This is a genomic window from Variovorax paradoxus (assembly GCF_030811855.1).
Lineage (GTDB): Bacteria > Pseudomonadota > Gammaproteobacteria > Burkholderiales > Burkholderiaceae_C > Variovorax > Variovorax paradoxus_L.
Window position 1 is genome coordinate 154,083 of the sequence record NZ_JAUSRN010000009.1, and the last position, 24,097, is coordinate 178,179.

23 protein-coding genes are annotated in these 24,097 nt (G+C 67.3%); 13 read left to right on the top strand and 10 right to left on the bottom strand.

The genetic code is table 11. The annotated features are described in order from the left end of the window. A complete protein-coding gene (gene kdpE / locus J2X92_RS18075; protein ID WP_307577368.1) occupies window positions 1-696 on the top strand; it encodes a two-component system response regulator KdpE in 696 nt (231 codons plus the stop codon). Between the two features lie 169 nt (window positions 697-865). Here kdpE and J2X92_RS18080 read toward each other — a convergent pair whose 3' ends face one another. The 4 genes from J2X92_RS18080 to J2X92_RS18095 form a co-directional block, all read right to left on the bottom strand. Then, a complete protein-coding gene (locus tag J2X92_RS18080; protein ID WP_307577370.1) occupies window positions 866-1,996 on the bottom strand; it encodes a zinc-binding dehydrogenase in 1,131 nt (376 codons plus the stop codon). 99 nt (window positions 1,997-2,095) lie between these two features. Next, the gene (locus J2X92_RS18085; RefSeq protein ID WP_307577372.1) at window positions 2,096-2,626 is read right to left on the bottom strand and encodes a phosphatase domain-containing protein; all 531 of its coding nucleotides are present in this window, start codon (window positions 2,624-2,626) and stop codon (window positions 2,096-2,098) included. Continuing rightward, a complete protein-coding gene (locus J2X92_RS18090) occupies window positions 2,623-3,117 on the bottom strand; it encodes a hypothetical protein (RefSeq protein ID WP_307577374.1) in 495 nt (164 codons plus the stop codon). Before J2X92_RS18090 ends, J2X92_RS18085 begins: the two co-directional genes overlap by 4 nt. Next, window positions 3,114-4,253: an MGDG synthase family glycosyltransferase gene (locus J2X92_RS18095; RefSeq protein WP_307577376.1), complete on the bottom strand. Its 1,140-nt coding sequence runs from the start codon at window positions 4,251-4,253 to the stop codon at window positions 3,114-3,116. The genes J2X92_RS18090 and J2X92_RS18095 overlap by 4 nt, the downstream gene beginning before the upstream one ends. Window positions 4,254-4,396: 143 nt before the next feature. On the opposite strand from J2X92_RS18095, the gene J2X92_RS18100 reads away from it, so the two are divergent. The 5 genes from J2X92_RS18100 (at window position 4,397) to J2X92_RS18120 (ending at window position 8,968) form a co-directional block, all read left to right on the top strand. Then, window positions 4,397-5,221, top strand: coding sequence for a pseudouridine synthase (locus J2X92_RS18100; RefSeq protein WP_307577377.1), 825 nt, complete (start codon window positions 4,397-4,399; stop codon window positions 5,219-5,221). Between the two features lie 10 nt (window positions 5,222-5,231). Further along, complete coding sequence (locus J2X92_RS18105; RefSeq protein ID WP_307577379.1) at window positions 5,232-6,335, top strand: winged helix DNA-binding domain-containing protein; 1,104 nt, start codon at window positions 5,232-5,234, stop codon at window positions 6,333-6,335. Window positions 6,336-6,457: 122 nt separating this feature from the next. Continuing rightward, window positions 6,458-7,114 (top strand): response regulator, encoded by a 657-nt coding sequence (locus J2X92_RS18110; protein WP_307577381.1) that lies wholly within the window; start codon window positions 6,458-6,460, stop codon window positions 7,112-7,114. After that, entirely contained in the window at window positions 7,111-8,514 is a 1,404-nt protein-coding gene (locus tag J2X92_RS18115) for a sensor histidine kinase (RefSeq protein WP_307577382.1), read from the top strand. The genes J2X92_RS18110 and J2X92_RS18115 overlap by 4 nt, the downstream gene beginning before the upstream one ends. Window positions 8,515-8,629: 115 nt before the next feature. Beyond that, window positions 8,630-8,968, top strand: coding sequence for a hypothetical protein (locus J2X92_RS18120; protein ID WP_307577384.1), 339 nt, complete (start codon window positions 8,630-8,632; stop codon window positions 8,966-8,968). A gap of 16 nt (window positions 8,969-8,984) precedes the next feature. On the opposite strand, the gene aqpZ is transcribed toward J2X92_RS18120, so the two are convergent. Together aqpZ and J2X92_RS18130 are read right to left on the bottom strand one after the other, a co-directional pair. Further along, window positions 8,985-9,695: an aquaporin Z gene (gene aqpZ, locus J2X92_RS18125; RefSeq protein ID WP_307577386.1), complete on the bottom strand. Its 711-nt coding sequence runs from the start codon at window positions 9,693-9,695 to the stop codon at window positions 8,985-8,987. 175 nt (window positions 9,696-9,870) lie between these two features. Continuing rightward, window positions 9,871-10,881 carry a zinc-dependent alcohol dehydrogenase family protein gene (locus J2X92_RS18130; protein WP_307577388.1) on the bottom strand — a complete coding sequence of 337 codons (1,011 nt, stop codon included), beginning with the start codon at window positions 10,879-10,881 and terminating at the stop codon, window positions 9,871-9,873. A gap of 104 nt (window positions 10,882-10,985) precedes the next feature. Here J2X92_RS18130 and J2X92_RS18135 point away from each other — a divergent pair, with 104 nt between their 5' ends. From J2X92_RS18135 to J2X92_RS18150, 4 genes are all read left to right on the top strand, one after another. Beyond that, window positions 10,986-11,900, top strand: a complete 915-nt coding sequence (locus J2X92_RS18135) for a LysR family transcriptional regulator (protein WP_307577390.1) — start codon at window positions 10,986-10,988, stop codon at window positions 11,898-11,900. A gap of 67 nt (window positions 11,901-11,967) precedes the next feature. Then, the gene (locus tag J2X92_RS18140) at window positions 11,968-13,017 is read left to right on the top strand and encodes an ABC transporter substrate-binding protein (RefSeq protein ID WP_307577392.1); all 1,050 of its coding nucleotides are present in this window, start codon (window positions 11,968-11,970) and stop codon (window positions 13,015-13,017) included. Between the two features lie 121 nt (window positions 13,018-13,138). Further along, entirely contained in the window at window positions 13,139-15,184 is a 2,046-nt protein-coding gene (gene htpG / locus J2X92_RS18145; protein WP_307577394.1) for a molecular chaperone HtpG, read from the top strand. After that, on the top strand, window positions 15,181-15,663 hold the full coding sequence (locus tag J2X92_RS18150) for a hypothetical protein (RefSeq protein ID WP_307577396.1): 483 nt from the start codon (window positions 15,181-15,183) through the stop codon (window positions 15,661-15,663). Before htpG ends, J2X92_RS18150 begins: the two co-directional genes overlap by 4 nt. A 31-nt stretch (window positions 15,664-15,694) precedes the next feature. Here J2X92_RS18150 and J2X92_RS18155 read toward each other — a convergent pair whose 3' ends face one another. The 4 genes from J2X92_RS18155 to J2X92_RS18170 form a co-directional block, all read right to left on the bottom strand. Next, the gene (locus J2X92_RS18155) at window positions 15,695-16,741 is read right to left on the bottom strand and encodes a serine/threonine protein kinase (RefSeq protein ID WP_307577398.1); all 1,047 of its coding nucleotides are present in this window, start codon (window positions 16,739-16,741) and stop codon (window positions 15,695-15,697) included. Between the two features lie 33 nt (window positions 16,742-16,774). After that, the gene (locus J2X92_RS18160) at window positions 16,775-17,890 is read right to left on the bottom strand and encodes a DUF2855 family protein (protein ID WP_307577400.1); all 1,116 of its coding nucleotides are present in this window, start codon (window positions 17,888-17,890) and stop codon (window positions 16,775-16,777) included. Window positions 17,891-18,092: 202 nt separating this feature from the next. Beyond that, window positions 18,093-18,518, bottom strand: coding sequence for an organic hydroperoxide resistance protein (locus tag J2X92_RS18165; protein ID WP_307577402.1), 426 nt, complete (start codon window positions 18,516-18,518; stop codon window positions 18,093-18,095). A 92-nt stretch (window positions 18,519-18,610) separates the two neighbouring features. Beyond that, complete coding sequence (locus tag J2X92_RS18170; protein ID WP_307577404.1) at window positions 18,611-19,063, bottom strand: MarR family winged helix-turn-helix transcriptional regulator; 453 nt, start codon at window positions 19,061-19,063, stop codon at window positions 18,611-18,613. Window positions 19,064-19,744: 681 nt separating this feature from the next. Here J2X92_RS18170 and J2X92_RS18175 point away from each other — a divergent pair. Genes J2X92_RS18175 through J2X92_RS18185 form a run of 3 tightly spaced genes read left to right on the top strand, consistent with a single transcriptional unit; the run spans window position 19,745 to window position 24,087 of the window. After that, a complete protein-coding gene (locus J2X92_RS18175) occupies window positions 19,745-21,649 on the top strand; it encodes a serine/threonine-protein kinase (protein ID WP_307577406.1) in 1,905 nt (634 codons plus the stop codon). A gap of 53 nt (window positions 21,650-21,702) precedes the next feature. Further along, the gene (gene mltA, locus J2X92_RS18180) at window positions 21,703-23,304 is read left to right on the top strand and encodes a murein transglycosylase A (RefSeq protein ID WP_307577408.1); all 1,602 of its coding nucleotides are present in this window, start codon (window positions 21,703-21,705) and stop codon (window positions 23,302-23,304) included. 33 nt (window positions 23,305-23,337) lie between these two features. Continuing rightward, window positions 23,338-24,087, top strand: a complete 750-nt coding sequence (locus J2X92_RS18185; protein ID WP_307577409.1) for a hypothetical protein — start codon at window positions 23,338-23,340, stop codon at window positions 24,085-24,087. Window positions 24,088-24,097: the final 10 nt, after the last annotated feature.

The window sequence follows — 24,097 nt, forward strand, 5'->3', positions numbered from 1 at the left end:
ATGCCATCCCCCACCGCCATCGTGATCGAGGACGAGCCGCAGATTCGCCGTTTTGTGCGTGGCGCACTCGAAGCCGAGGGCTGGCTGGTGCATGAGGCCGGTACGCTGCGCGATGGGTTGGCTGCGGCCGGCACGCGGCAGCCCGACCTGCTGGTGCTCGACCTCGGCCTGCCCGACGGCGACGGTGTGTCGCTGATCCGCGATGTGCGGGGGTGGTCGGCCGTGCCCATCATCGTGCTTTCGGCGCGCAGCGACGAAGCCGACAAGATCGCCGCGCTCGATGCGGGCGCCGACGACTACCTGACCAAGCCCTTTGGCACCGGCGAGCTGCTGGCGCGCGTGCGCGCCAACCTGCGCCGCCCGCGCGCGGCCGGCGGCGGCGACGAACCTGCGGATCCGCTGTTCCGTTTCGGCGAAGTCGAACTCGACCGCGCCGCGCGCATCGTTCGCCGCGCCGGCGCCGAGGTGCACCTGACGCCGACCGAGTACCGGCTGCTGTCAGTGTTGGTTGCCAACGCCGGCCGCGTGCTCACGCAGCGACAGCTGCTGCGCGAGGTGTGGGGTCCGTCGCACACGGACCAGAGCCACTATTTGCGCATCTACATGGGGCATTTGAGGCAGAAGCTGGAAGCGGATCCGGCGCAGCCGCGGTATTTGCTGACGGAGACTGCGGTGGGGTATCGGTTGGTGGTTTAGGTTTTTGAGGGCGCGCCTCATCGTGGGCACAGAGCCCTCACCCCAGCCCTCTCCCAGAGTGAGAGGGAGCAATACCCGATGCCTCACCGCTCCGTCTTGTTCCCTCTCACTCTGGGAGAGGGTTAGGGTGAGGGCAGCGGCATCTACGCCGCCACCCACCCGAAAGCAATCAGCCCCCCACACCTTTGTTCGGATTCAACAAGAACTTCTCCCCCGTCGCCTGCTTCCCATACACCCCAATCGCATCCAGCTGCAGCGCCTCGAACAACGAAACCTCTCGCGTGTAGTGGCTCGCAAACGTGGTCTTCAATTCAGCCACGACCCGCGCCCGCAAACGCTGTGCACCTTCGTCCCCGAGCTTCTGCAGGAACGGAAACAGCAGCCACCCGCCCATGCCCCACGCCATGCCGAAGTTGCGCACGAACTCCGTCGGCGAGCGGTCGAGACCGCCGTAGATGTACACCTGCTTGTGCGTGGTCGAGCCGTAGCGGCTGTATTCCTTGGCGGTGCGGTTCAGCGCGGCTTCCATGCAGCCGAGAATCTGGCCCGCGAGCTTGCCGCCGCCCGTGGCGTCGAAGGCCAGCGTGGCGCCCGTCTCGACCAGGGCCTGCGTCAGGTCTTCGAGAAACGTGGGAGAGCTGGTGCTGCACACATGCTTCGCGCCGATGCCGCGCAGCAGCGCCTCCTGCTCCGGCTTGCGCACGATGTTGACCAGGTCGATGCCGTCCTTCTGGCAGATCTTGTTGAGCATCTGGCCCAGGTTGGAGGCGGCGGCCGTGTGCACCAGCGCCTTGTGGCCTTCACGCCGCATGGTCTCGACCATGCCCAGCGACGTGAGCGGGTTGACGAAGCAGGATGCGCCTTCGGCCGGCGCCGTGCCCGCGGGCAGCTCCAGGCACTGGGCCGCTGCCACCGCGCGGTACTGCGAGTACATCGCGCCGCCGATCGCGGCCACCGTTTTTCCGAGCAGCGCCTGCGCGGCTGGCGACGAGCCCGCCTTCACCACCACTCCCGCACCTTCATTGCCAACCGGCAGCGACTGATCCAGCCGTCCGGCCATCGCGGGCATGCCGCGCTCGGGCACCGTGGCCGTCACAACCGGCCGATCGGATGTGCCGGAAACCTTGGCGGTGCTCATGTCAGCCGCGCCGAACAGCAGCCCCAGGTCCGACGGATTCATCGGCGATGCCTCGACGCGGATCACCACTTCATGCGCCTGCGGTTCGGGCACCGGTTCGTCGTGCAGCGAGAGTTCGAGTTCGCCGTTCGCGCGGATGAGGGAGCGGAGTTGGAGTGCCATGGATGAGCCCCTTGCGACCTTGAAAAAGGTCCGTTCGAAGGTGGCCCAGGGCCACGGGGCGGCCAGTATAGGAGCGGCGTGCGAAAGCTGCAGGCGCCTTCAGGACACCATGGGAATCACCGGCGCATGGGCCAGCGCACGGCGCATCTTCTCCGGATCGAGCCGGTCGATGTAGCGCGGAATATTGCGCCACAGCGTGTGATAGCCGTAGCCGCCGCGGAACATCTCCTGCCGTGCGCTGTCCTTGTCCCACCCCTGCACCGCCATGCGGTAGACCGCCGCGATCACGCCGGTGCGGTCGGCGCCGTGCATGCAGTGGATCAGCACCGGGCCCTGCTTCTCGGCTTCGCGTATCGCCATCAGCGCGCGCAGCACCTTGGCGTCATCGATCGACCAGGTGTTGATCGGCACGCGCACCAGGCGAATGTCGTGGCCCGCGAACACCTTCTTGTCGTCGTTGAAGGAACGCAGGCTCACGATGGTGCGGATGCCGAGCGACTTGAGCGCCGGCACGTTCGCGATGCGCGGCTGCGCGCTGCGGTACAGCGTGGGCGTGATGCGGTGCAGATTCTCGACCTGCAGTTCGTCCAGCGGGTCTGCCCAGTGCGAGGGGCGTGGAGTGGTTGTCATGAGGTCGAGCGGGGCCAGTGCCGCCGCAACAGTATGAGCAGGGCGACGGCAAGGCCGCCCCAGTAGTCGACCGGTGCGCCCCAGATCCAGTGTTTGTGCCAGAAGGCATCCACCGCATTGAACCGTGGCCAGCCGAAGGCCGGGTTGATGATGAACCACAAAAAGTCTTCGCAGACCCAGAACACGATCAGGCCTGCCACCGCCAAACCCAGGTCGCGCAGCGTCCATCGGCCGTTGAAGGCCAGCGGCGCAAGGAACACCAGCACCATGAAGGTGAACACCCAGGCGTGGTAGCCGGTCATGGCGCGCCCGCCCCAGAAGAGGTCGAGCCAGATGCTGTTTTCGATGCGCCAGGTGGGCAGTGACGTGGCCCAGCCGGCGCCGCCTTCGATCTGGATCTCGGCGTTGGCAAAGAAGAAGGCCATCACCACCACCCAGGCCAGGTAGCCGAGCGTGCGGGCCACGCTGGTCTTCTCGGCGGTGCCGTTCATTCCTTGTCGCCCAGCACGTGGCGCAGCACCGCGGCCGCGGCGCGCGGCTTGCCCAGTGCGCGGCTGCGCCGGGCCATGTCGGCCAGCTTGGCGGGGTCGGCCATCAGGCGCGCCACCTTGTAGTCGAGGCCGATGGTGTCGTAGGCGAGCCAGGCCGCGCCTTCTTCCATCAGGAAGCCGGCGTTGTGCTCTTCCTGGCCCGGAATCGGCGAGATCAGCAGCATCGGCTTGCCGAGCGCCACGCATTCCGACACCGTGAGTCCGCCGGGCTTGGTGACCACCAGGTCGGCCGCGGCCATCAGCTTGTGCATCTCGTTGGTGAAGCCGATGGCCACCACGCGGCCCGGGTGGCGCGCGGCGAGGGCCTGGAGCTTCTGGTGCGTCTCCGCATTGCGGCCGGCCACGGCAATCACCTGCAGGCCGCTGTCGCCGCCGAGCAGGAGCACGCGCTCGACCATGCTCGCGAGGTCGCCGACGCCCGCGCCTCCAGATGCCATCAGCAGCACGGGGCGCGAAGGATCGAGGCCGAGCTCCGTGGCGCAGGCATCGTGGGATAGCGCAGGCACATCGGGGTCCGAGAAAGCCGGCATCACCGGGATGCCCGTCACGTGGATGCGTTCCGGGGGAACGCCGCGCGCGCGCAGACGGAAGGCCACTTCGTCCGTCGCGGCCAGGTAGCCTGCCATGCCTGGCACGACCCACATGTTGTGCAGGTCGTAATCGGTGATCTGCAGCCACACCGGATAGTCGATGCGGCCGCCATTGCGCTCGCGCATCAGCAGCTCGGCCGGCAGAAAGTGCGTGCAGACCACCGCGTCGGGCTTCTCGCGGCGAATTTCGCGCAACAGGGCGCCGGTGCTCAGCCGCTCGATGCCGCGGCGCAGGCGCTGCGAAGGCGCATGGTGCGGCGTGGCGTCGGCGCGCTGGTGCAGGTACGACCACAGCTCCGGCGCGCGGTTCACGAGCTGGATGTACCAGTCGGTGTAGACCTTGCGGAAACCGCCGGCCACGTGCGCCATGGCGTCCATGTGGACGGCCGTGTGCGGCGGGGCCGATTGCACGGCGGCTTCGAGGGCTTGCGCTGCGCGCACGTGGCCGTTGCCGGCGCTCACACTGAGGATCAGGATTTTGGTCATTCGGGTCCGGGCCGTCGGCGGGCCATTGGCGCGCATTATCCCCATGCAATGCGACACATTCCGGAGACAGCTGCAATGGACGAAAATGCCGCTGCGCACCGCTCCACCGGGCGTGACCTGCCCCCAACCGACCGCGCACCCGCATGACCGACGACGCCACCGCACCGATCCGCCTCAACAAACGCATGGCCGAGCTCGGCATCTGCTCGCGCCGCGAGGCCGACGACTGGATTGCCAACGGCTGGGTGAAGGTGAACGGCAAGCCGGCCGAAATGGGCGTGAAGGTCACGCCGTCCGACCGTATCGAGGTCGACAAGGCCGCCAAGGGCCAGCAGGCGAACCAGGTCACCATCCTGATCAACAAGCCCATGGGCTACGTGAGCGCGCAAGCCGAAGACGGCCATGAGCCGGCAGTCTCGCTGTTCACGCCGCAGAACCGCTGGGCGGACGACAACACACGCTTCTTCTTCAACCCCCAGCAACTGCGCGGCCTCGCGCCATGCGGCCGGCTCGACATCGATTCCATCGGCCTTCTCGTGATGACGCAGGACGGCCGCATCGCGCGCCAGCTGATCGGTGAAGACTCGGTGATGGAGAAAGAGTATCTGGTGCGCGTTGCGTATCACGGCCTGGGCCAGCCAGCGCCTACAGGGCAGCTGGTGCGGATGGACGACGACGATCCCGTCACCACCAATGTGCAAGCGGTCTTCCCGCCCGCGATGCTCGCCAGGCTGCGACACGGCCTCAGCCTGGATGGCCAGCCGCTCAAGCCGGCGCGGGTCGAATGGCAGAACCCCGAGCAGCTGCGCTTCGTGCTCACCGAGGGCAAGAAGCGCCAGATCCGCCGCATGTGCGAGCTGGTCGGGCTGAAAGTGGTGGGCCTGAAGCGCGTGCGCATCGGCAAGGTGATGCTCGGCAACCTGCCGCTCGGGCAGTGGCGCTACCTCGGTCCGCACGAGAAGTTCTGAGTTCTTGCCGATGCACGTGGTGCTGAGCCAGCGCGCGCTGAACCGGGCCACGCTGGCGCGGCAGATGCTGCTGGAGCGGCGCAAGGCGACGGTCACGCAGGCCATCGAGAAGCTGGCGGGGCTGCAGGCACAGGCGCCGAACCCGCCATATTTCGCCCTCTGGAGCCGGCTCGAAGGCTTTCGCCGCGAGCAATTGACCGAGGCCCTGAAGAAGCGCCGCATCGTGCGCATGTCGACGATGCGTGCGACCCTGCACCTGATGGCTGCATCGGATGCCCTGGCCTGGCGGCCGCTGCTCGAACCCGTGCATCAGCGCGGCCTCGCGGGTGAGCACGCGCGGGCTCTCGAAGGCATCGACCGTGCGGCTGTGGTGAAGGCGGGGCGGGCGTTGCTGCGCGAAAGCCCGCTCACCGGTTCCGAGCTCGGGCAGGCACTCGCGGCGCTCTGGAAAGACCGCCAGCCCGCCTCGCTCGCCGCACTCATCCGCAATAACGTGCCGCTGGTGCACCTGCCGCCTGCGGGCAGCTGGAACTCGCACCAGAGCGCACGGCTGCAGCCCATCGGACAGTGGCTCGGCGAATCCGCTGCCGAAGTTGCGGCGGCCACGCAGGACGACCTGCTGCTGCGCTACCTGGGGGCCTTCGGCCCCGCGACGCTCGCCGATGTCGGTGCGTGGTCGGGCCTCACGGGCTGGAAGGGCGTTGCCGAGCGCCTCCGGCCGCGGCTGCGCGTGTTTGCCGGCGAGCAGGGCCAGGAGCTGTTCGACCTGCCGCGCGCGCCGCGCCCCGGTCCCGACGCGCCCGCGCCGCCGCGTCTCGTCGCCGAATGGGACAACCTGCTGCTCTCGCATGCCGACCGCAGCCGCGTGATGAGCGAGGCGCATCGTGGCCGTGTGTTCACCGTCAACGGCATCGTGCGCGGCACGGTGCTGCTCGACGGTTTCGTCGCCGGCACCTGGAAGATCGAGCGGGCGAAGAACGCGGCCACGGTGGTGCTGGAGCCCTTCGCGCGGTGGTCCCAAGCCGACCGGCTCGGCGTGCAGCAAGAGGCCATGCGCCTGCTGGCCTTCGCCGCGGATGGCGAGGGCGAACGGCACGACGTCCGCATATCCTGACCCTTTTGCCTGCACGGCGCCTAAGCCCCGCCTAAGACTTCGTGTCTACGCTGCGCCACGGCGCAGGGCCACTACCGATCATCCCGATTGCGTGCTACCTTGCGGCCCAAGGAGTCGACGCGATGCGTGTGCTGCTGGTGGAAGATGACGAGATGATCGGGCGCAGCCTCAAGCAGGCGCTCGAAGGCGCGGGCTGGTCGGCCGACTGGGTGCGCGACGGCGAGCTGGCGCAAAGCGCGCTCGCCGATGGCGACTACACCTGCATGCTGCTCGACCTGGGCTTGCCGCGGCAAGACGGCACCGAGGTGCTGCGCCGCGCGCGCGAACGCGGCGATGCCACGCCGGTGCTGGTGCTCACCGCGCGCGACGGACTCGACGATCGCATCCACAGCCTCGACTTGGGCGCCGACGACTACCTGCGCAAGCCCTTCGAATTTCGCGAGCTGCTTGCGCGAATGCGGGCCGTGGTGCGCCGGCGCGACGGTGCCGCGCATTCGCTGATTGGCGGCAGCACGCTGCAGCTGGACCTGACCACGCGCGAGGTAGTGACCGGCGGCGCGCGCGAGGCGCTCACGGCGCGCGAGTTTGCATTGCTGCACGCCCTGCTCGAGCGGCCCGGCGCCATCCTCTCGCGCGAGCAACTCGAGAACCGCATCTATGGCTGGGGCGAGGAAGTGACCAGCAACGCCATCGACGTGCTGATCCACGGCATGCGCCGCAAGCTCGGCGCGGAATCGATTCGAAACGTGCGCGGACTGGGATGGCGCGTGGCAGCATGACGGCTTCGGGCGGCGGCCGCTGGTGGCGCCCGCGCTCGCTGCGCACGCAGCTGCTGTTCTGGCTGGTCACGCTGCACCTGGTCGCAGCGGCGATCACGGCATGGTTCACTTTCGTGGCCTATGGCGATCTGGTCCACAACGCCCTCGACGAGCAGATGCGTCTAGTGGCCGATTCCTATGCCGGCGGCGATCCGCCCCGCACGCCGCGCCCGCTCGACGCCGATGCCGCCTTGCTGCGCGGCGCCTTCGTGGTCCAGCTATGGAGCGCCGACGGCCGCACGCTGCGCGCGAGTTCCTGGCCGCCGCTGGCCGCCGTGCCGCTGCATCCGGAGCCGGGTTTCAGCGATGCGAGCACCGGCGTGCACCCGCATTCGCGCTGGCGCGTGTTCACTGCGGAACCTGGCCCGCGCGCCGACCAGCCGCGCGTGCAGGTCTTGCAGAACGAGGACTACCGCCGGCGCCGCACATTGCGCCGCGCACTGCTCGAAGGCCTGCCCATCGCGCTGCTGCTGCCTCTGGCGTTGTTGATTCTGTGGCTCATCGTGTCGGCGGCATCGCGCTCGCTCCGGGTCGTCGCGCGCGACGTGGCCTCGCAGGACGAGCGCAGCCCCACCGATCTTTCATTGGCGCGGGTGCCCGACGAGATCGCGCCGCTGGTCCACGCGTTCAACCACCTGCTCTCGCGCGTGCGCAATGCTTTCGCCACCCAGCGCCGCTTCGTGCAGGACGCGGCGCACGAGCTGCGCACGCCCATGGCTGCCATCGGCCTGCAGATCGAGAACCTGCGCGCGCACGTGCCCGCGGGCGAAGCCACCGAGCGCTTCAACCAGCTCGAGGCCGGCGTCACGCGGGCGCAGCACCTGATCGAGCAACTGCTGAGCCTCTCGCGCCAGGATGCACCGAGCCGCGCCACGCCGCGCGAGCCGGTCGACATCGAAACGCTGTTGCGCGAGAGCGTGAGCCAGCTGATGGTGCTGGCCGACGCGCGCCACGTCGACATCGGCTTCGAAGGCCGCATTGCGCCGGTGGTGCTGGCGCCGCCAGCCGAGCTGCGCAGCGTGTTCGACAACCTCATCGACAACGCGCTGCGCTATGCGCCCGAAGGCGGCGTGGTCGACGTGCGGCTGCACGAGGTCGAGGGCCATGCGATGGTCGACGTGCTCGACAACGGACCCGGAATTCCGGCCTCATCGATAAGCCGCGTGTTCGACCGCTTTTTTCGCGTGCCCGGCGCTCCGGTGGGCGGCAGCGGGCTGGGGCTTGCCATTGCGCGCACGGCTGCCGAACGGCATGGCTTGCGCATCGAGCTGCGCAACCGGAGTGAAGAGGATGGAGGCGGGCCGGGGCTGATGGCGCGGGTGCACCTGCCTTCGCCCGGCGCGCCGCTCATGCCGCTCTAATTTATTGCTCATGGAGCGCTCAGTCCGGCTGCCTAGAGTGCGTTCAGGCCCTGCCACGCGCAGTTCGCGCGACGGCACGAGGCCGAACGACCACCGACATTCAGGAGCACACACCATGCGCACTTCCTTCAAGCTTCTTGCCCTTGGTTCCTTTGCCGCATTCGCGGCGCTCGGCGCCGTCCATGCGTCGGCCGAAACGATGGACGGTTCGGACTACCACCCGTTGCAGATGAATTCGCCCGAAAACCCCGAGGTGCAAGCGGGCGCGATGGCCGCCGCACGGCCCAGCGGCACCGAGTCCATCGGCCAGTCGACCAGCGCGCCGGCCATGAACTCGACCATTCCGGTGTCCGATGTGCAGGCCGGCGCCTATGCGGCATCGCACGCCACGGGGACCGAATCGATCGGGCAATCGACCTCGCTGCCTCTCGTGCAGTCGGCCAGCGGCAGCTGATCGGAGTTCGGCGAGTTCAGTCGTCGTTGCTGTTGCTGAGCAGCAAGCGGTAGATCACCGCGCCGATGATCGCGCCGGCGATGGGCGCGGCCCAGAAGAGCCAAAGTTCCGACATGGCATAAGACGGGCCGAACAGCGCCGGCCCGGTGCTGCGCGCCGGGTTGACCGAAGTGTTGGTCACCGGAATCGAGACCAGGTGGATCAACGTGAGGCACAGGCCGATCGCGAGGCCCGCGAAGCCGCCGGCCGCGCGCCGGGCGGTCGAGCCGAGGATCACGATCAGGAACACCGCGGTCATCACCGCCTCGCACACCAGCGCGGCGGTCATGCCGTACTTGCCGGGCGAGTGTTCGCCATAGCCGTTGGTGGCAAAGCCGCCGATGTCGGCGCCGGGCTTGCCGGTGGCGATCAGGAAGAGCACGCCGGCCGCGGCAATGGCGCCCAGCACCTGCGCAACGATGTAACCCGCGAGCTGCGAGGCCTTGAAGCGCCCCGCGGCCGCAAGGCCGATCGATACGGCCGGATTGAAGTGGCCGCCCGAGATGGGCCCGAGCGCATAGGCTCCCGTCACCACCGTGAGGCCGAATGCCAGGGATACCCCCAGGAAGCCGATTCCCAGGCTCCCTGGAAAGACCGCCGCGAGCACGGCGCTTCCGCAGCCGCCCAGCGTGAGCCAGAAAGTGCCTATGAACTCGGCCGCCCACTTCTTGTAAATGCTGTGTTCCATGCTGTTCCACCCTTGAATTGAGAAAAGCGCCAAGGCCTCCCCGGCCATAGCGCGGGCGGATTCTAGGAACGGAACACGCATGCGCCACGCAGGTTGTGGCGGCGAACGGAACCTGTTCACATATCGGCGGGCTTTTGCTTTCCAAGCCGGCAATGCGAGGAGCCAAGAGGCCTCGTCAGAGGGTGACGACGATCTTGCCGAACGCACCGCGCGCAAGGTGGTCGAGCGCTTCAGGCAGCGCTTCGAATGCGTAGCGCGCCGCGATCACGGGCTTGAGCGCATTGGCGTCGATGGCGCGCACCAGGTCTTCGAGCGCACGCCGATGGCCCACGCCGATGCCCTGCACCGTGACGCGGCCGAGCACCATCGCATAGAAGGACGCACTCAGCGTCTCGCCGCCGAGCATGCCGATGATCGACACGCGGCCGCCTTGCGCCGTGGCCTGTAGCGAACGATCCAGATTCGGCCCGCTCGCGAGTTCGAGCACGTGGTCGGCGCCGCGGCCTCCGGTGAGCCGGCGCACTTCAGCCGGCCAGTCGCCATTTCGCATCAGCACGTGGCTGGCGCCAAGCGCAAGGGTTTGCGCGCGCTTGTCTTCGCTGCCAGAAATGACGATGGCGCGCGCGCCATGCAACCGCGCCAGTTGCAGGCCGAACAGCGCCACGCCGCCGGTGCCGTGGATCAGCACGGTCTGTCCAGGCCGCAGCGCGCCGGTTTCGGCCAGCGCAAACCACGCGGTGAGGCCGGCGCACGGAAGCGTGCTCGCTTCGGCGAAGTCCAGCGTAGCCGGTGCCGCCACGGCCCAGGCCGCATCGAGCAGCACGTGCGAGGCCAGCATGCCCGGGCCGGGCCCGCCCGCCAGCACGGCCCCGGTTGGCCACTGTCCGTCGATCCAGCCGCCCCAGAAAGTGTTGACTACACGGTCGCCAGTGGCGAAGCGCTGCACGCCGGGACCCACCGCCGCCACGGTGCCGGCCATGTCGGAGCCCGGCGTGAAGGGCAAGTCGAACGCCATGCCCATGCCGTCGCGGACCATCAGCAAGTCGCGGTAGTTGAGCGACACCGCGCCCACCCGCACGAGGATCTGTCCCGGACCGGGCGCGGGGAGCGGCTGTTCGACCTGTTCGAGGTGCTCGCGGCCGAAGGAAAAAAGTTGCCAGCGGCGAAGCGTTCGAGGTTCCTGCATGAAAAAGACTCCTTCGAGGAAAACAAGGGAGCCTTCATGCTATTGGTGACGAGTTCTATCCAGTGGTGGATAATTTTCAACTTGATGGCGCCTGAAAATATCCAATGAGCCAACGTCTACAAGGCATCGAAGAGTTCGTCGCGGCCGCCGAAGCCGGCAGCTTTGCGCTTGCCGCGCAGCGGCTGCACGTCACGCGATCGGCGGTGGCCAAGAGCATTGCGCGGCTCGAGGCGCGGCTGGGCACGCGGCTTTTCTTGCGCACTACCCGCAGCCAGAGCCTCACGGAGGAAGGCCACGGCTACTACGAGCGCTGCCGGCGCGCGCTGGCCGAGCTCGATGCGGCCGAAGCCATGACCGACGCCGCACGCAGCACCGCCGCCGGGCTGGTGCGCCTCAGCATGCCGGCGATGCTCGGGCGGCTGAAGGTAGGGCCGCTGCTGCTCGCGCTGGCGCGCCGGCACCCCGGGCTTTCGCTGGAGCTTTCTTTCAACGACCGGCGCGTGGACCTGGCCGAAGAGGGCCTCGACCTCGCCATTCGAAGCGGCGAGCTGCCCGACACCGCCGACTTGGTGGCGCGGCCGGTCGGCACGCAATGGATGGTGCTGTGCGCCGCCCCTGCGTACCTGGCGAAGCACGGGCGCCCCGCCGACGTCGCCGAGCTCGCCGCTTCGGCGCACGAGGCGGTGCTCTATGCCCGCGACGGGCAGGTCTCATCCTGGCGCTTCCACGACGCCGAGGGACGACTTGTCGAGGTGGTGCCGCCTTCGCGTCTGCGCTGCGACAGTGCCGAGGTGCTGCTCGAAGCCGCTGTCGGCGGCATGGGCCTGGCGCGCCTGCCCGCCTGGCTCGCGGCCGATGCGATGGCCACCGGCACGCTGGTGCGCGTGTTCGACGAGCCGCGCCCCTTCGGCTTCGAACTCAACGTCATCCGCTCCCGGAGCCGCTACCTGCCCCACAAGACGCGGGTGGTGGTCGACTGGCTGGCCGAGCACCTGCCGCCGCTGCTGGCGGCGCGCTGAACAGAGTTTTGCCCGCTATCCTGCGGGCTCGGCCTTTCCAATAAAACCATCTGCAGGAGAAGAACGCATGCGCCCCTTCATTGCCACCAGGAATGCCGCGGCCTTTTTTGCCGCATGCGCGGGCGCCATGGCGTTTTTCTTTTCCGCGGGCGCGGCGGCACAGGGCACCGTGAATGCGCTCTGCAGCACCGACGCCGGCTGGTGCGAGGCGGCCGCGGCGGCCTTCACGCGGGAAACAGGCATCAAGGTGCAGCAGGCGCACAAGGGCACAGGGGAGATCGGTGCCCAACTGCGCGCCGAGGCCGCCAATCCCAAGACCGACATCTGGTGGGGCGGCACCGGAGACCCGTTCCTTCAGGCCGCCGAGCAGGGCCTGCTGGAGCCCTACCGCCCGGCCTACATCAACGACCTGCACGACTGGGCGGTGCGCCAGTACGCCATGTCGCAGAACATGGTGGGCGGCTTCTACACCAGTGCCATCGGCTTCGGCTTCAACACCGACGTGCTCAAGAAAAAGAAGCTGCCCGAGCCCAAGTGCTGGGCCGACCTGGTCAAGCCCGAGTACCGGGGCGAGATCGAGATCTCGCACCCCGCCACCAGCGGCACCGCCTACACCATCATTGCCGGGCTGGTGCAGCAGATGGGCGAGGAGGCGGCCTTCGACTATTTGAAGAAGCTGCACCGCAACGTGACCAGCTACACCCGCAGCGGCCAGGCGCAGGCGCCCAACGTGGCCAAGGGCGAGGTGGCGATCGGCGTGAGCTTCATCTTCGGCTTCGAGCGCTGGCGGTACGACAAATTTCCGGTGAAGACGGCCGCGCCGTGCGAAGGCACCGGTTACGAGGTGGGCGGCATCGCGCTGGTCAAGGGTGCGCGCAACAAGGAGAATGCCAAACGCTACTACGACTGGCTCATGAGCCCGGCCGGCCAGGCCATCGGCGGGCAGGCGGGCAGCCTGCAGTCGCCGGCCAACAAGACCTTCAAGCCCGACCCGCGCATTCCGTCGATGAACGACGTGAAGCTCATCAAGTACGACTTCGAGAAATACGGCAAGGCCGCCGAGCGCAAGCGGCTGATCGACCGCTGGACCCGCGAAGTCGAATCGCAACCGAGATAGCGCACTTTCGGCGGCTATTGTTTTTTGCGCCGCAAGCCCCAACTCGCAGAGTTGATAAGCCAGACGAGCCTCAGGCGGCCGCCCGGCTTAGAATTTTTCCGTTCGATATTTCTTCTTTCCCATGGCTGATTCCTCCAACACGAAACTCCCTTTCCAGGCTGAAGTCGCGCAACTGCTGCACCTCGTCACGCATGCGCTGTATTCCAACAAGGAAATCTTCCTGCGCGAGCTGATCTCGAACGCTTCGGACGCCTGCGACAAGCTGCGCTTCGAGGCCATCGACCACCCCGCGCTGTACGAAGACCAACCCAACCTGGACGTGCGCCTTTCCTTCGACAAGGCTGCGCGCACCATCACCATCACCGACAAGGGCATCGGCCTGTCGCGCCAGGAAGCCATCGACCACCTCGGCACCATCGCAAAAAGTGGTACCAAGGACTTCATGAGCAAGCTCAGCGGCGACCAGAAAGCCGACGCGCAGCTCATCGGCCAGTTTGGCGTGGGCTTCTACTCCGGCTTCATCGTGGCCGACAAGATCACGGTCGAATCGCGCCGCGCGGGCCTATCGCCGGAGCAGGGCGTGCGATGGGTGAGCGGCGGTGCCGGCGACTTCGAAGTGGCCGACATCACGCGCGCCGAGCGCGGCACCAGCATCACGCTGCACCTGCGCGACGACGCCGACGAATACCTCAACGCCTGGAAGCTCAAGCAGATCGTCGGCAAGTATTCCGACCACATTTCGCTGCCCATCCTCATGGAAAAAGAGGAGTGGAAGGAAGGCGAGAACGACCAGCCCGGCGACATGGTCAAGACCGGCGAATGGGAAACGGTCAACAAGGCCAACGCCCTGTGGAGCCGCAACAAGAAAGACATCACGCCCGAGCAGTACGAAGAGTTCTACAAGACCATCAGCCACGACTACGAGGCGCCGCTCGCCTGGAGCCACAACCGCGTGGAAGGCAGCACCGAGTACACGCAGCTGCTCTACATCCCCTCGAAGGCCCCGTTCGACCTGTGGAACCGTGAGAAGAGCGCGGGCGTCAAGCTCTACGTCAAGCGCGTCTTCATCATGGACGACGCCGAAGCCCTGCTGCCGAGCTACCTGCGCTTCGTGAAGGGCGTGATCGACTCCTCCGACCTGCCGCTCAACGTGAGCCGCGAGCTGCTGCAAGAAAGCCGCGACGTCAAGGCCATCCGCGAGGGCAGCACCAAGCGCGTGCTCTCCATGCTCGAAGATCTGGCGAAGAAGCAGAAGACCGCGCCCGAAAGCGCCGAAGGCAAGATCGACGTCGGCTCCGGGGAATCGGTGCCCGCGCCCGATCCGACCGAGATTGCGGCCGACGTCACCGACGTGGTCGACAAGAAAGCCATGCCGGCTGCCGAAGCGGCGGCCGAGTACGCCGACGAATCGGGCAAGTACGCCAAGTTCTACGCCGAGTTTGGCGCCGTGCTGAAGGAAGGCTTGGGCGAAGACTTCACCAATCGCGACCGCATCGCCAAGCTGCTGCGCTTTGCCTCCACCACGAGCGATACGGTGAGCGTGAGCTTTGCCGACTACAAGGCGCGCATGAAGGAAGGCCAGGACGCGATCTACTACATCACGGCCGACACGCTCGCCGCGGCCAAGAACAGTCCGCAGCTCGAGGTCTTCAAGAAGAAGGGCATCGAGGTGCTGCTCATGACCGACCGGGTCGACGAGTGGGCGCTCAACTACCTCACCGAGTTCGACGGCACCCCGCTGCAAAGCGTGGCCAAGGGTGCGGTCGATCTCGGCAAGCTTCAGGACGAGGCCGAGAAGAAGGCCGCCGAAGAGGCCGCCGAATCGTTCAAGCCGCTGCTCGAAAAACTCAAGGAAGCCCTCAAGGACAAGGCCGAGGACGTGCGCGTGACCACGCGCCTGGTCGATTCGCCCGCCTGCCTGGTGGTGCAGGACGGCGGCATGAGCACGCAGCTCGCGCGCATGCTCAAGCAGGCCGGCCAGCCCGCGCCCGACCTCAAGCCGGTGCTCGAAGTGAACGCCGAGCACGCGCTGGTGAAGAAGCTCGAAGGCTCGGCGCATTTCGACGACCTTGCCAACATCCTGTTCGATCAGGCGCTGTTGGCCGAAGGCGGCCTGCCGGCCGACCCCGCGGCCTACGTGAGGCGCGTGAACGCGCTGCTGGTGTGAATCCCCGGCCGCGCACCAGTCGGGCGACGGCCGCCGCCGTGGCGGTGCCGCTGTTGTTCCTGGTGGGCGGCTGTTCGCACTATCACATTGGCATTCCGCTGGTGCCCGGGCTCTCGCTCGGACTGGGCGCGACCAAGGACGGCAATTTTTCCGTCGGGCTCAACACGGGCTGGGGCCCGCTCGGCGCGGGCGTGGCGGTCAATAACGGCGGCGTGGTGGCGGGCTCGGTCGGCGTGGGTGTGGGCGTCGGTGTTGGACCCATCGGCACCGGCGTCGGCGTGGGCAAGAGCGTGGTGCTGCACGACCCCAATGCAGGGAAAGCCGGGTACGCGCCCCCGGGCGGCGCCGCGCCAGTCACCACGGCGGCGATCGGGGTTACGGTCCCGGTATCCGGAACGTCAGGCATTACCGGTATGGCCCCCGTCGCGACGATTCCGCCCGGCAGCCTCGGCACGCCGGCCAATCCTGTCGCGCCTTGATGGCCGCGCCTTCCACCACCGCGCCTCTCGCTCAGGCGTAGAGCGGCTCCTCGGCCATCTGCTCGCACTGCTCCTGCAGCACGAGGATCTGGCCCTTCCAGTAGTCGCTGGAGCCGAACCATGGAAAGTTGATCGGAAAGATCGGGTCTTCCCAGCGCCGGGCCAGCCAGGCGCTGTAGTGAATGAGGCGCAGTGTGCGCAGCGGCTCGATCAGCGCGAGTTCGCGGCGGTCGAATTCGCGGAACTGCTCGTAGCCGTCGAGCAGCCCCGAGAGTTGCGCGGTGCGCTGCGCGCGTTCGCCCGAGAGCAACATCCACAGGTCTTGCACCGCAAAGCCGGTGCGAGCGTCGTCGAGGTCGACGAAGTGAGGGCCGCCGCCCGGACGGTCGGTGGGCGTCCACAGGATGTTGCCGGGGTGCACGTCGCCGTGCAGCCGCAGCTTGCGCGGCTGGAAGCCGGAGGACGCAGGGGAGTCCACCGCCAGCGCGGTGGCGGCAATCATGTCCAGCGCCTCGTTGCAGGCCTTTTCCCAATCGCGCTGCACGTCGAGCGGCACCTTGTCGTGGCCCAGCAGCCAATCGCGCGAGGCGATGCCGAAGGTCTGCAGGTCCAACGCGGGCCGGGCCTCGAAAGGCTTGGCGCCGCCCACCGTGTGGATGCGCGCGAGAAAGCGGCCGACCCATTCGAGCACTTCGAAATCGTCGAGCTCCGGCGCGCGGCCGCCGCGATACGGGCTCACGCTGAAGGCGAAGCCGCCGTGGTGGTGCAGGGTGGTGCCGTCGAAGGCCAGTGGCGCCACGGCAGGCACTTCGGCTGCTGCGAGTTCGAGCGAGAAGCCGTGCTCTTCGAGGATCTCGGCCTCGCTCCAGCGCTCGGGCCGGTAGAACTTGATCACCACGGCCGGATGCGGATCCGGGTCCTCCAGGAACACCTGGTAGACCCGGTTCTCATAGGAGTTGAGGCCCGTGAGCCGGCCATCGCCGTGCAGGCCGAGCGTCGCGAGCGCGTCGAGCACCACGTCGGGCGTGAGGCTCTCGTAAGGATGTGTGTTGGCAGGCGCCGCGGGGGAAGGGGTCATGCAGCCATTGTCGCTACATGGGCCCTCCCGGCGTCACAGCCCGCCGGGTTGTTTGTAAAGCGAAAGAATATGTCCGGTGCGCGGGTCGCCTTTGCCGGCCAGCACCTGCGCATACGCTGTCTGCACCGCCTCGCCGCCATGGTGGTGTTCGGGGCGCAGCCAGGGGTTCTTCGCGTGGGTCACCGCGGCAAGGAAGTCGTGCCAGGCGGCCACCATGCGGCGGCCGAATTCGTCGGCGCCCCATTCGGCGGTGCGCTTCTTGATCTGCGCCGGCGCAAAGAACAGCGTTGCGCGCGGGCCATTCAGCTCCTTGCCCGCGCCCTTGGACGCGAGCTGCTCGACGTGCGTGCCGCCGATCGAGCAGCTGTACTTCAGGTTCGCGAAGCGCGTGTGAATGGCATTGCGGAGCTCGCCGTTGCCGGCGAAATCCACGTACACGGCGGGCGTGTCGGCCGCGATGGTGTCGAGCGCGTCGTAGGTCACCACCCGGCCGTAGCAGCCCAGGCTTTCGCAGAAGGCCACGTTGGCGGGCGAGGTCAGGCCGATCACCTCGATGCCTTTGCGCTGATGCAGCTGGAAGGCCGTACCGTAGGCCGTCTTGCTCGACGCGCTCGACAGCAGCATGGTGCTGGCGCCGAAGAAGTCGTTGTCGGCCATGAAGTCGTCGATCAGCCACGAGGTGATGAACAGCGGCCGCAACAGCGCCTGCAGGTCTTCGGTGTCCGGTGTGTACAGCGGATCGGCGTTGCAGCGGAAATACTGGTTGTAGACCGCGGGCAGCGCCGCGCGGTGCGCGGCAGCATCGGTGAGGCGCGCGGACGAGAGACGGTCCGGGCTCAGCACCGCGGTCGACGACATCGGCCAGTAGCCATAGAGCCGCTCGCCCACCGCCACCCCCGGGTGCAGCGACTGCACCACGCTGCCGAAGCCCCACGCCGGGATGTTGCCCCAGCCTTCTTCACCGGTGGGGAAGAACTGCCAATAGCTCATGGCATCGCCAAAGGCCGCGTAGGTGATGTTGTTGGAGGTGAGCGCAAAGCTGTCGATGCGAACGCGTACCTGGCCGTCGGCTAGCGGCTCGTCGGCGGCGGTGTGCAGGCGCGTGGTGGGGAGCTGGTCCTTGCGGATCAGGAGGCTGGTGGTGCTCATGGTGTTGTCTCGATCTCCACGGTGGGTGGGGCGGGTTGCGATGATGCGGCGTGCAGCCACATTAGCCAAGCTTGATGAAAGGCGCCATCGCGCGAGGCGATTCGGCGTCACCCGTGAGACACGACGGCGCGAATGAAAAAAGCGCCCCGGCTTGTGGCCGGGGCGCTTTTTTCTGTTCTCGCGCTAAGCGCGAGACGTTGGATCAGGCGATCGTCAGTTCGACGTCGATGTTGCCGCGCGTGGCGTTCGAATACGGGCACACCTGGTGGGCGGTGTCGACCAGCTTCTGCTTCTGGTCTGCGTCCAGGCCGGGCAGCGTGATCGCCAGCTGAACGGAAATGCCGTAGGCAGCGCCGCCGTTCGTCGGGCCGAGGGAAACCTTCGAGTCGATAGCCACGTCTTCAGGCACCTTGACGCCGATCTTCGGGCCGACGGCCTTCATTGCACCGATGAAGCAGGCGGCGTAGCCGACCGCAAACAGCTGCTCGGGGTTGGTGCCGGGCTTGCCCGAACCAGGCGAGCTCAGCTTGACGTCGATGGCGCCGTCGCTGGACTTGCCTGCGCCGTCACGGCCGCCGACGGTGTGGGCTTCAGCGGTGTAGAGAACCTTGTCGAGCTTGGTGGTCATGGTGATTCCTTTGATGATGATGGAGGGTGGGTGAGAAAGCTGCTTCTCTCTTTTTTCGATTGAAGCGGGGAGAAAACCGGGGAGTCCTGTCGTCAGGCCGCCTTCTTGATGCGGTCGCGCAGCGACTGGATCTGCTGGGTCAGCGAGATCAGCTCGGGCACCGAGCACTGCGCGGCGGCCATCAGGCATTCAGGCACGTTGGCGGCGCGGGTCTTGAGCTTGCGGCCTGCGGCAGTGAGCGTGATGTGCACGCGGCGCTCGTCGGCCGCGTCGCGCACCCTGGCCACGTAGCCGTTGGCTTCGAGACGCTTGAGCAGCGGCGTGAGCGTGCCGGAGTCGAGCGAGAGGCGTTCGCCGAGTGCGGAGACGGTGGTGCCGTCTTGCTCCCAGAGGGCGAGCATCACGAGGTATTGGGGGTAGGTGAGCTGCAGCTTTTCCAGGACCGGCTTGTAGAGGCGGGTCATGGCCAACGAGGCGGAGTAGACGGCGAAACAGAGCTGGTTGTCCAGCTTGAGCATTTCGTCTGAGGCATGTGGGGAACGCATGGGCTGAATTGTAGTGCACAATTCAATTGTGTGCAATGCAATATTTTTGGCTTGCTTTTGAGTGTTTGTTTTCCGAGGCCGGGATATCCGCCCGGCGGCGGACTCACTTTCTTTTGCTTCGCCAAAAGAAAGTAAGCAAAGAAAAGGCGACCCTACTGTCTGCGTCCCTTCGCTGCGCTACGGGCAACCTGCGGTGCTCGACTCCGGCGGGGGTCCGCAGAACTCGCTTCGCTCAAACAGCTGCGGCCCTGATCCCGCCTGCATCTGCGCTCCTCGGCGCATACAGAAGGGGTGGGAGCGGGCAGCCTTCGCTCTCGCTCGGCCCCGAGACCAACACAAGCAGCCAATACCAACCGCAGCAGGCGCTGCGCGCCTGCGGGGGCCTGGTGGCCGAGCGAAGCAAAGGCCCGTTCGGTTTCCAACCCCCTCTGTATGCGCCGAGGAGCGCAGGATTTCGCGGATCAGGGCTCGCAGCTGTTTGAGCGAAGCGAGTTCTGCGAGACCCCGCGAAACCCGAGCACCGCAGGTTGCCCGCAGCGAAGCGGAGGGACGCAGACAGTGGGGTCGCCTTTCTTTTGCCTACGTTTCTTTGGCGAAGCAAAGAAAAGTAGGTCGCCCGCCGGGGCGAGACCCGGCCTCGGGCAGCAAGCACCCGTCAGACGTTGAAACGGGAGCCCCTCAATGACCGAAGCAAACACGCCTCAAGAAGACGACCGCACCCAGGTCATGTCAAGACCTGCCCAACAACCTGCCCGCGACGAAGACACCTCAGCCACCGTCATCACGGCAAACCCGACAAGCCTCTCCAACGCACCAGTAACTAGCCCAGCATCAGAAGCCAACGAAGCCGGCCTCCTCCCCGTAGGCAGCCGCCTAGCAGAATTCGAAATAACCAGAGTCGTAGGCCAAGGCGGCTTCGGCGTCGTCTACGAAGCCTGGGACCACACCCTCGAGCGCGTCGTCGCCATCAAGGAATACCTGCCGACTTCGCTGTCGACGAGACAGCAGGACGGAACAGTGGTACCCCTCTCGGAGCGCCACCGCGAAACCTTCGACCTCGGCATGCGCAGCTTCATCAACGAAGCCCGCCTGCTCGCGCAGTTCGATCATGCCTCGCTGCTCAAGGTCTACCGTTTCTGGCAGGAGCGCGGCACCACGTACATGGTGATGCCGTTCTACCGCGGCGACACGCTGCGCCAGGCGCTGGTGTCCATCCCCGCGGGCGTGGACGAGGCGTGGCTGATCCGGATCATGGACGGCGTGACGCAGGCGCTGGCGGTGATGCACAGCGCCAATTGCTACCACCGCGATATCGCGCCCGACAACATCATCCTGCTCGAAGGTTCCGGCCGGCCGGTGGTGCTCGACTTCGGTGCCGCGCGCCGCGTGATCACCGACAAGACGCAGGCGATCACCGTCATCCTGAAGCCCGGCTACGCGCCCATCGAGCAGTACGCTGAAATGCCCGACATGTCGCAGGGCGCGTGGACCGACGTGTACGCACTCGCGGCGGTGATGCACGTGGCCGTGTGCGGGCGTGCGCCGCCGCCTTCGGTGGCGCGGCTGTTGTCCGATAGCTATGTGCCGCTCGCGGGCAACGAGATCCTGCGTCAGCGCTACAGCCTGCGGCTTCTGCAGGCGATCGATGCGGGCTTGGGCGTGCGGCCCGAGTCGCGGCCGCAGTCGATGGCCGAGTTCCGCGCGGCGCTCGACCTGGAGGTGGGCCACAGCATCGCACCGACGCCGCGCACCACGCCGCCGGGATCGGGCGCTCGCACCAACAGCAACGCCGATCTGCCGACGATCGTCGGCCGCGGCAAGACGCCTGCGCCTGCACCCGCTCCAGGCGCGAGTGCAGGCACGAACGGAAAGAACAACAGCAAGGCTATGGCCGCGATCGCCTCGGTGGCCGTGCTTGCCGCGGTGGCCGGTGGCGGCTGGTGGTGGTACCAGGGCCGCACCGCCGGCGCGGAGGGCGATGGCGGCAAGCAGGTGGCGGTTGCAACACCGCCGCCGCCGCCCGAGCCCCGTGTGACCCAGGCGCCACCACCGCCTCCACCGCCTCCGCCCATGCCCCGCACGCCGCTCGAATCGCTGCAGTCGCTCGCGGCCGGCGCTGCTCCGGGCTTCGACGTCACGGCCACGCCGAAGAAGTCCGAGGTGGTAATCGGCAAGGACAAGCTCGCGTTCGAGGTTCGCAGCAAGCGCGAAGGTTTCGTCTACGTGTTCCTGCTGTCGAGCGGCGGCGAGATGTTCCTGCTGTTCCCGAACCTGCTCGACAAGTACAACAAGATCACCGCGAACAGCCCGCTGTCGCTGCCGCGCGCCTCATGGCCGATGGATGCCGGCGGACCGGCCGGCACCAACCAGTTCGCGGTGCTCGTCAGCCAGCACGAGCGCGACTTCAGCGCCTCGGGCATGCAGAACGACGGCGTGTTTCCGCAGTTTCCGCTGCCCGTGCTGGCGGCGCTCGAAGCCAGCCGCGGCACGGGGCCGTCGCCGTTGCTGGGCAAACCCGCTTGCGCGCCCAACACCCCATGCAACGACGTCTACGGCGTCGCGAATTTCAAAATCGTCGAGAAGTAATCGTCTGTAGAGCGTTGGCCCGCTGGGCCGTCTTTTCGGACAAGGAGGCTTTCATGTACACGCAGTCGCCGATTTTCATTTCCGCCCTTCGCTGGGTTGCCACCGCCGCGGCTGCGCTTGCGGCGGGCTGCGCGAACACGCCACCGGCGGCCAACGCCAGCGCCAATGCCAACGCAGGCACCGCAGTCCCCGACACCACGGCAGCATCGGCCGGCACGCCGCGGCCGGGCTCTACCGGCGGCAGCGTGGCCGGCCAGGCGCGCACCTTCTCGACCCAGCTGGCCACCTACACCTCGGTCAGCTTCGATGCCGTGCCCGGCTGGGCGCGCGACGATTTCTCCGAAAGCTGGCCCGCTTTCCTCGGCAGCTGCAAGGTGCTCACCGGCCGCGGCGCCGAGTGGAAAGACGTATGTGCGCGCGCCCTCAGGGTCGACAGCAAGAACAGCACCGCCATTCGCGCCTTCTTCGAGCAGGAGTTCTCGGCCTACCAGATTCGCGACGACGACCGCAAGCCGGATGGCGTGGTCACCGGCTACTTCGAGCCCGAGATCGCGGGCAGCCGGCAGTACGCGGCGCCATTCATTTACCCCGTCTACGGCCAGCCCGAAGACATGCTGTTTGCCGACGTGCGCAAGCTGCCGGCCGGCAGTGGCACCGTGGCGGCGCGCGTGGAAGGCCGCAACGTGGTGGTGCAGACCGGGCTCAGCACGCGCGACATGGGCGCGCCGGGCCTCTATGCGCTCGACCTTTCGGCCCTCACGCGCGACACGCTCGACCGCAAGGTCCGCCTGCGCATCGAGGGCAAGCAGCTGCTGCCCTACTACACGCGCGAAGAGATCGAGACCAAGGGCGCGCCCAATGCCAAGGTGCTGGCCTTCGTGAGCAGCGCCACCGCGCTCTACGAAATGCAGATCCAGGGCTCGGGCCGCATCAAGCTGGCCAACGGCGACATCATTCGCGTGGCCTATGCCGAGCAGAACGGCCAGCCGTTTCGCCCAACGCTGGCGCAGGCCGCGAATGGCAAGCCGCGGACACCGGTGAAGGTGCGTGGCTCGTCCATCGAACTGCAGCTCGACGACGGCGACGAGGACGACGACGTGGGCGGCACCTCGACCAGCACCATCCGCACGCGCGGCTTCACGCTCGCGCGGCCCGTCGCCAGCGGCGCGGTCGTGGTGCCGGGGCGGCGCGCGGCCGGACCGGTCATCGGCTCGGGCATCCAGGACCCGAGCTATGTGTTCTTCAAGGAGTCGCCGTCTCCTTCGGGCGGGCCGGTGGGCGCCTTCGGCGTGCCGCTGTCGGCGGGCCGTTCGATCGCGGTGGACCCGCGCAGTACGCCGCTCGGCTACCCGGTATTCGTCTCCACGCGTGCGCCCGGCACCGGCGCGCCCATGCAGCGGCTGACCATTGCGCAGGACACCGGCGGCGCAATTCGCGGCGCGGTGCGGGCCGACTATTTCTTCGGCAACGGCCAGCAGGCCGCCACCAATGCACGCCGCATGAAGGAGCGCGGGCAGCTCTGGATTTTGTTGCCGCGCGGATTGGCCGTGGCGTCGGCGGCGGTGTCCTCGGCCATCCGCACGCGCGGCGGCCCGGTGGGCGCCGGCCTGCCGCAATGCCTGGTACCCACCGAGGGCGTGTGCGTGGACGACTAGTCCGATCGCTCCCGATCGCCTTTTCGCTTCGCCATGCAAGAAACCCTTTCGTCCGCGGAAAGCACTGCGCTCGTCCGACTCTGGCGGCGTCGGCAGACGCTGTCCCCGGACGACATGGGCACCATGTACCGCATCGTCGGCGATGCGCTCGTGGCCTGCAATCCGCCCGAGCTCCAGGTGCTGGGCGAGGGCCGGCAGGAGCTGGTGGCGCAATTCATCTATGTGAAGGTGCTGCGGCTCGATGCCGATCCCGACGAGGCCGACGAACGCGCGAGCCACAGCGCGCCTTCGAGCGCGTTCGCCTTGTGCGCCTACTTCCGTCGCTACCTGATCGACTGCACGCGCGCGAGCTCGTTCCGCCGCAAGCTCTCGATCGGCGACCAGGTCACCGAGGCGCAGCTCGAAGACGCGTTAGGCGCGGACGAAGACCTCGACGGCTGCCTGGCGGAACACGGCCTGAGCGCGGGCGCGGTGCAGCTGGCCGCGCGCGCCTTCATCGCCGAGCTGCCAGAGCCCGAGCGCCTCCTGCTGTGCGAGGGTTTCGGCAAGGAGGCCGATGGCGGCCTCTCGGGCATCGCCTCGCGCCATGCCATTGCTTCGTACCACTACCGCGCGGGGCGGTTGGGCCTGGTGCACAAGCGCGAGGGGCTCACGGCGGACTATGCCAAAACCCGGCTCGGCGGCTGGATCCAGCAGACGCTGGGCATTGCCATCGAGCCCGGGAACATGGCGGCGATCCTGCAGGTTTTCAAAATCCTCGGTGCTGAAGCGTCTTATGCCTGAAGACATAGCC

Excerpts from the sequence above, each read along its gene's own strand:
- J2X92_RS18135 (WP_307577390.1), top strand. The coding sequence starts at position 10,986 with ATGAGCCAACGTCTACAAGGCATCGAAGAGTTCGTCGCGGCCGCCGAA.
- J2X92_RS18080 (WP_307577370.1), bottom strand. The coding sequence starts at position 1,996 with ATGGCACTCCAACTCCGCTCCCTCATCCGCGCGAACGGCGAACTCGAA.
- kdpE (WP_307577368.1), top strand. The coding sequence starts at position 1 with ATGCCATCCCCCACCGCCATCGTGATCGAGGACGAGCCGCAGATTCGC.
- J2X92_RS18085 (WP_307577372.1), bottom strand. The coding sequence starts at position 2,626 with ATGACAACCACTCCACGCCCCTCGCACTGGGCAGACCCGCTGGACGAA.
- J2X92_RS18160 (WP_307577400.1), bottom strand. The coding sequence starts at position 17,890 with ATGAGCACCACCAGCCTCCTGATCCGCAAGGACCAGCTCCCCACCACG.
- J2X92_RS18155 (WP_307577398.1), bottom strand. The coding sequence starts at position 16,741 with ATGACCCCTTCCCCCGCGGCGCCTGCCAACACACATCCTTACGAGAGC.
- htpG (WP_307577394.1), top strand. The coding sequence starts at position 13,139 with ATGGCTGATTCCTCCAACACGAAACTCCCTTTCCAGGCTGAAGTCGCG.
- J2X92_RS18140 (WP_307577392.1), top strand. The coding sequence starts at position 11,968 with ATGCGCCCCTTCATTGCCACCAGGAATGCCGCGGCCTTTTTTGCCGCA.
- J2X92_RS18095 (WP_307577376.1), bottom strand. The coding sequence starts at position 4,253 with ATGACCAAAATCCTGATCCTCAGTGTGAGCGCCGGCAACGGCCACGTG.
- aqpZ (WP_307577386.1), bottom strand. The coding sequence starts at position 9,695 with ATGGAACACAGCATTTACAAGAAGTGGGCGGCCGAGTTCATAGGCACT.
- J2X92_RS18175 (WP_307577406.1), top strand. The coding sequence starts at position 19,745 with ATGACCGAAGCAAACACGCCTCAAGAAGACGACCGCACCCAGGTCATG.
- J2X92_RS18110 (WP_307577381.1), top strand. The coding sequence starts at position 6,458 with ATGCGTGTGCTGCTGGTGGAAGATGACGAGATGATCGGGCGCAGCCTC.
- J2X92_RS18185 (WP_307577409.1), top strand. The coding sequence starts at position 23,338 with ATGCAAGAAACCCTTTCGTCCGCGGAAAGCACTGCGCTCGTCCGACTC.
- mltA (WP_307577408.1), top strand. The coding sequence starts at position 21,703 with ATGTACACGCAGTCGCCGATTTTCATTTCCGCCCTTCGCTGGGTTGCC.
- J2X92_RS18105 (WP_307577379.1), top strand. The coding sequence starts at position 5,232 with ATGCACGTGGTGCTGAGCCAGCGCGCGCTGAACCGGGCCACGCTGGCG.
- J2X92_RS18100 (WP_307577377.1), top strand. The coding sequence starts at position 4,397 with ATGACCGACGACGCCACCGCACCGATCCGCCTCAACAAACGCATGGCC.
- J2X92_RS18120 (WP_307577384.1), top strand. The coding sequence starts at position 8,630 with ATGCGCACTTCCTTCAAGCTTCTTGCCCTTGGTTCCTTTGCCGCATTC.
- J2X92_RS18130 (WP_307577388.1), bottom strand. The coding sequence starts at position 10,881 with ATGCAGGAACCTCGAACGCTTCGCCGCTGGCAACTTTTTTCCTTCGGC.
- J2X92_RS18115 (WP_307577382.1), top strand. The coding sequence starts at position 7,111 with ATGACGGCTTCGGGCGGCGGCCGCTGGTGGCGCCCGCGCTCGCTGCGC.
- J2X92_RS18170 (WP_307577404.1), bottom strand. The coding sequence starts at position 19,063 with ATGCGTTCCCCACATGCCTCAGACGAAATGCTCAAGCTGGACAACCAG.
- J2X92_RS18165 (WP_307577402.1), bottom strand. The coding sequence starts at position 18,518 with ATGACCACCAAGCTCGACAAGGTTCTCTACACCGCTGAAGCCCACACC.
- J2X92_RS18090 (WP_307577374.1), bottom strand. The coding sequence starts at position 3,117 with ATGAACGGCACCGCCGAGAAGACCAGCGTGGCCCGCACGCTCGGCTAC.